General features: G+C 72.7%; 4 protein-coding genes and 1 pseudogene. 3 read left to right on the top strand and 2 right to left on the bottom strand.

The genetic code is table 11. The features are described from left to right. The 3 genes and pseudogenes from GT045_RS11785 to GT045_RS11775 form a co-directional block, all read left to right on the top strand. Positions 1–374, top strand: a pseudogene (locus GT045_RS11785) (protein phosphatase 2C domain-containing protein); the annotation flags it as partial. A gap of 27 nt (positions 375–401) precedes the next feature. After that, the gene (locus tag GT045_RS11780; protein ID WP_161334115.1) at positions 402–2,144 is read left to right on the top strand and encodes a pyruvate dehydrogenase; all 1,743 of its coding nucleotides are present in this window, start codon (positions 402–404) and stop codon (positions 2,142–2,144) included. A gap of 338 nt (positions 2,145–2,482) precedes the next feature. After that, entirely contained in the window at positions 2,483–2,926 is a 444-nt protein-coding gene (locus tag GT045_RS11775; protein WP_161291795.1) for an ATP-binding protein, read from the top strand. A 72-nt stretch (positions 2,927–2,998) separates the two neighbouring features. Here GT045_RS11775 and GT045_RS11770 read toward each other — a convergent pair whose 3' ends face one another. Together GT045_RS11770 and GT045_RS11765 are read right to left on the bottom strand one after the other, a co-directional pair. After that, positions 2,999–4,039: a DUF2637 domain-containing protein gene (locus GT045_RS11770; protein WP_161291797.1), complete on the bottom strand. Its 1,041-nt coding sequence runs from the start codon at positions 4,037–4,039 to the stop codon at positions 2,999–3,001. Positions 4,040–4,355: 316 nt separating this feature from the next. After that, positions 4,356–5,198: a (2Fe-2S)-binding protein gene (locus GT045_RS11765; RefSeq protein WP_161334114.1), complete on the bottom strand. Its 843-nt coding sequence runs from the start codon at positions 5,196–5,198 to the stop codon at positions 4,356–4,358. Positions 5,199–5,475: the final 277 nt, after the last annotated feature.

Here is a 5,475-nt window from a genome sequence, read left to right as displayed (position 1 = left end):
GCTCCGGCGCTCCCGGGTCCGGCTCCGGCTCCGGCTCGCCGCGCGAGCGGACGGCGGAGGGTGACCGGCTGACCCTGGACCTCGGCGTACCGGCCCCGCCGAGCCCGTTCGAGCCGGCCCCGGAACCGGCCCCGGAGCCGCCTCGCGAGCCGTTCCGGTTCCGTGCCTCGGTAGCCCGGCCGGGTGATGCGCTGATGATGTGCACGGCCGGCCTGGCCGACCCGCTGCGCGGTGAGCCCGCCCTCTGCGCCTACCTGGCCCGCCGCTGGTCCTGCCGTACCCCGCCCGGACTCGCCGCCTTCCTCGCCGACGCCCAGGTGCGGGTGAAGGGCTACGCCGACGACCGTACGGCGGCGGCTGTGTGGGAGGCGTAACCCGGGCCCCTGTGACTGTATGGAGGTATGGCAAAACAGAACGTAGCCGAGCAGTTCGTCGACATCCTCGTCCGCGCCGGGGTGCGCCGCCTCTACGGTGTCGTCGGCGACAGCCTCAACCCGGTCGTGGACGCCGTACGGCGCAACTCCGCCATCGACTGGATCCACGTGCGCCACGAGGAGACCGCCGCCTTCGCGGCCGGTGCCGAGGCGCAGGTCACCGGGCGCCTGGCCGCCTGCGCCGGCTCCTGCGGCCCGGGCAACCTGCACCTGATCAACGGCCTGTACGACGCCCACCGCTCCATGGCCCCGGTGCTCGCGCTGGCCTCGCAGATCCCGTCCAGTGAGATCGGCCTCGGCTACTTCCAGGAGACGCACCCGGACCGGCTGTTCCAGGAGTGCAGTCACTACAGCGAGCTGATCTCCAGCCCGAAGCAGATGCCCCGGCTGCTGCAGACCGCCATCCAGCACGCCGTGGGCCGGCGCGGGGTGAGCGTGGTGTCGCTGCCCGGCGACATCGCCGCCGAGCAGGCCCCGGAGAAGGCCCCGCAGAGCGCGCTCGTCACCTCCCGGCCCACCGTGCGGCCCGGCGACACGGAGATCGACCGGCTCGTGGAGATGATCGACGCGGCGGGCAAGGTCACCCTGTTCTGCGGCAGCGGCACGGCCGGTGCGCACGCCGAGGTGATGCGGTTCGCCGAGAAGATCAAGTCCCCGGTCGGGCACGCGCTGCGCGGCAAGGAGTTCATCCAGTACGACAATCCGTACGACGTGGGGATGAGCGGGCTCCTCGGCTACGGCGCCGCCTACGAGGCCACCCACGAGTGCGATCTGCTGATCCTGCTCGGCACCGACTTCCCGTACAACGCCTTCCTGCCGGACGACGTGCGGATCGCCCAGGTCGACGTGCGGCCCGAGGTGCTCGGCCGCCGCTCCCGGCTCGACCTGGCGGTGTGGGGGGACGTGCGCGAGACGCTGCGCTGCGTGATCCCGCGGGTGCGGGAGAAGAAGAGCCGGCGTTTCCTCGACCGGATGCTGAAGAAGCACGCCGACGCGCTGGAGGGCGTGGTCAAGGCATACACCCGCAAGGTCGACAAGCACGTCCCGGTGCACCCCGAGTACGTGGCCGCCGTCCTGGACGAGGTCGCCTCCGACGACGCCGTCTTCACGGTCGACACCGGTATGTGCAACGTGTGGGCCGCCCGCTACATCTCGCCCAACGGCCGCCGCAGGATCATCGGTTCCTTCTCGCACGGCTCGATGGCGAATGCGCTGCCGATGGCGATCGGCGCCCAGTTCACCGACCGGCGCCGGCAGGTGGTCTCCATGTCCGGGGACGGCGGATTCACCATGCTGATGGGCGACTTCCTGACGCTCGTGCAGTACGACCTTCCGGTCAAGGTGGTGCTGTTCAACAACTCCTCCCTCGGCATGGTGGAGCTGGAGATGCTGGTCGCGGGACTGCCCTCGTACGGCACCGCGAACACCAACCCCGACTTCGCCGCCGTCGCCCGCGCCTGCGGAGCCTTCGGCGTCCGCGTGGAGAAGCCCAGACAGCTCGCCGGGGCGCTCAAGGACGCCTTCCGGCACAAGGGACCCGCCCTGGTGGACATCGTCACCGACCCCAACGCCCTGTCCATCCCGCCGAAGATCAGCGCCGAGATGGTCACCGGCTTCGCCCTGTCCGCATCGAAGATCGTGCTGGACGGCGGGGTCGGCCGGATGCTCCAGATGGCCCGCTCCAACCTGCGCAATGTGCCCCGGCCCTAGGGCCGGTACCAGCGGAGGCGGAGGATCGGATTTCGGCCAGTTTCACGGGACGTGACCGTGCGCGGACGAACGGTGCCGGAGGTGGCCGGGCCGCCGTCGCGAGGCGTCCGTGGCGCCCTGCGGCGTCCGGGGTGCCCGGGGTGCGGCGCGGGCCGGGCCCGGGGGCCGAACGGCACGGGGTACGGATATGGCCGAACCACCGGGCATCGGGCATACGTCAGGACTGCCCGCGATCCTGCTGGGCAAGCATCCCCCGTGAACGTGTTCGACCAGGAGGGACAGGGACCGGCGGCGTGCGGGCGGGGGTCATGAAGAGGCAGGCGCGAGGGGGCGGTCCCTTGACCGTAGGGGCCTTCTCGGCGACAACGGGGGAAGAGGCCGACACCATCACGGAACACGTGCGGCGGCTGCGGCGCAGGCTGGGCCGGGCGGATCTCAGGGCGGTGCCGGAAGCCCGCCGGGCGCTGCGCGAACTGCTGCTGCACTGGGGGAAACCGGGCCGCTCGGACATCGCCGAACTGCTCACCAGCGAACTCGTCACCAACGCGCTGCTGCACACCGACGACGACGCCGTGCTCACGGCCGTGGTGGAGCCCGGCGCGCTGCGCGTGGAGGTACGCGACTTCGTGGCCCGCAGGCCCGAGCCGCACACCCCCGTCACGGACGACGACACCCACGGCCGGGGCCTGCTGCTCGTGCAGTCCCTCGCCGACGCCTGGGGTGTGCGGTCGCACGGGGTGGGCAAGTCGGTGTGGTTCGAGCTCGGTGCCGAGGCGGCGTGAGGCGGAAACGGGGCGGGGCGTGACCACACCGGTCACGCCCCGCCCCGTTTCCGCCGCCGCGCGGGCCGACGGTCAGCCGAACTGCTGCTCCAGGTCCTTGAGCTTGCGCTCCAGGGAGTCGAGGCGCGGCAGGGCCATGGTGTCGTCCTCCGCGGTGAGGTCGACGGTCACCGGCTCAGCTCCTTTGCGGACCGGCTGAAGGGAGGGCCGGGCGCGGACGGGCAGTTGCTCCGCGGTCGATATGGCAGGCTCCGCGGTCGCCGGTGCGGTCCCGCGCTCCACCGCCTGCACCTCGACCTCCCGGCCGGCCCGGCCGGCGAAGCCGCGGTGCCCCCGGCTGATGGCCTTCAACCGGGCCCGCTCCACGCGCTGCTGGTCGCGCCGGCGCTGGCGGGTCTCCTCCTTCTGCCGCTTGTCCTCGCGGACCTCCTCGACCGCCTCGTCGAGGCTGCGCACGCCCTCCAGCAGCATCAGCGACCAGGCCCGGTAGGTCTCGCGGGGCGCCCGCATCCAGCGCACGATCCGGATCTGCGGCAGCGGACGCGGCACCAGGCCCTGCTCACGCAGCGCGGCCCGGCGGGTCTGCTTCAGCGCCCGGTCGAACAGCACGGCCGCCGACAGGGACATGCCGGAGAAGAACTGCGGAGCACCGTCGTGACCCACGCCGCGAGGCGCGTGCACCCAGTTGAACCAGGCCGCCGCGGCGGCGAACATCCACACGAGTATCCGGGAGCCGAGGGCCGCGTCTCCGTGGCTCGCCTCGCGGACCGCGAGCACGGAGCAGAACATCGCGGCTCCGTCCAGCCCGAAGGGCACCAGGTACTGCCAGCCGTCGGTCAGCCCGAGGTTCTGTTCGCCGAAGCCGACCAGGCCGTGGAAGGACAGGGCTGCCGCCACCGCCGCACAGCAGAACAGGAGCACGTAGGAGGCCGTGCCGTAGACGGCCTCCTTGCGCCTGCGGCGCTCCTCGCTGCGCTCCCACGAGTCGTCCGCACTCGCGTTCTCCCCGGAGGTGCGCTTGCCGCGCGCGAGCACCGCCACCGCCGCCAGCAGGCCCAGGAGCAGTACGGCGCCGGGTAGCAGCCAGTTCAGCGATATGTCGGTCAGTCTCATCAGGGGTCCCTTGCATTGGGATAGGGCGTAACGCCCGCCATAGTGGCCCACTCCCGAGGGCCCTCAGGGGGTTTCGGGGCAAGAGGCCGCCAAGAAGGTGCAAGGGGATGCCCCGGGGCGGCGTTCTGCTCGAACTGCCGCATGAGGGGCGGGAGTTGAGTTCGAATAAGACTACCCGTACGAGTGGTTCCGCGGAAAGTTCCCGGGGCGGGTGAGAAGGGTGTGCTTCACCTGCTCGGGAGCCGGTCCGCGGGCGGCCGGTGCGGTGCCGGTGATCTTAGCGGACGAACGGCCGGGCTCCGTACCTGACGGAGCCTCAAGCGGCGGCCGCGGCGGTCAGTTTGGCGATCCGGTCGCTGTCGCAGGTGCGCGGGCACGTCGCACAGGTGTCCTCCGGGCGGACGGTGTAGAACATGCAGCAGCTCGCCCGGTCCCGGGTGGGCAGCGGCGCACCGTCCGGACCCGTCAGCTCCCGGAACCCGGCGGAGCCGGCGTACGGCCGGGTCGCCCCCGGCAGCAGCAGCTCCAGCTCCCGCACGGCCCGCGCGGCCTCCGGCTCGCCGAGCAGCCGGGCGACGTACCACAGCCCCTCCACCACCTCGTCGGTCGCCATGCCCCACAGCGCGCGCCCGCGCCGCCGCATCCGGGGGCCGAAGGCCGCGAGCACCGGCTCCAGGTGCTCGGCCACGGCCGCCCGCACCTCGGCCCGCAGCGCCTCCTCGTCGGGTACGACGACGGCGCCGGGCAGTGCGGCGGCGGGATCCCCCGGCAGGCAGGCGAAGGACTCGGGGCGGCGTACGGCCATCCTGCCGCCGGTGCGGTCGTAGGAGACGTGCGTCACGGGCAGCCGGGGCACCCGGCGGTCCAGGAACCACGGGACGGTGATCAGCAGGCAGGCGGCCCAGGCGTAGCGGTGCAGGCCGAAGCTCGCGACGACGTCCGGGCGGGCCGGCCGGCCGTGGTCCCGCACCACCTGGGCGTCGTCCCAGGCCAGGAAGGAGTCCAGCGTCGCGCCACCCGCGGCGAGCCCGGCGGCGCCGGTCCAGCCCGCCCCCCGGGGCGCCGGTTCGCCCGGGCTCAGCTCGGTCACGGCCAGCGCCGGGACGGCCGCGTGGAGGCGGTCGTAGGCGGCGGTGAACGGCGAGGCCGCAGCGGGCATGGCGGAACCACCGGTCCTTGGTCGCGTCCGCGGGCGCGGACTGGGATGGAGAGGTAAGCCTAACCTTATCTATTCGCGCAGGAGTTTGAACTGCCGCCCCGTGCGCCTAAGGTGCTTGACGGACAACCGACAACCCGTCGTCAATGACCCCAAGTGCCGACAAGCCGCCAGGAGGACCCGTGAAGCAGGGCGTGCAGGGCTCCCCGGGCTCCCCGGCCGCCGCCCGGGTGCCCAAGCGGCAGCGCCCGGCGCCCGCCGTCGCGGGCCGGGAGCGGGA

This window comes from Streptomyces sp. SID486 (assembly GCF_009865385.1).
GTDB lineage: Bacteria > Actinomycetota > Actinomycetes > Streptomycetales > Streptomycetaceae > Streptomyces.
This window is presented reverse-complemented; position numbering and strand designations above follow the sequence as displayed.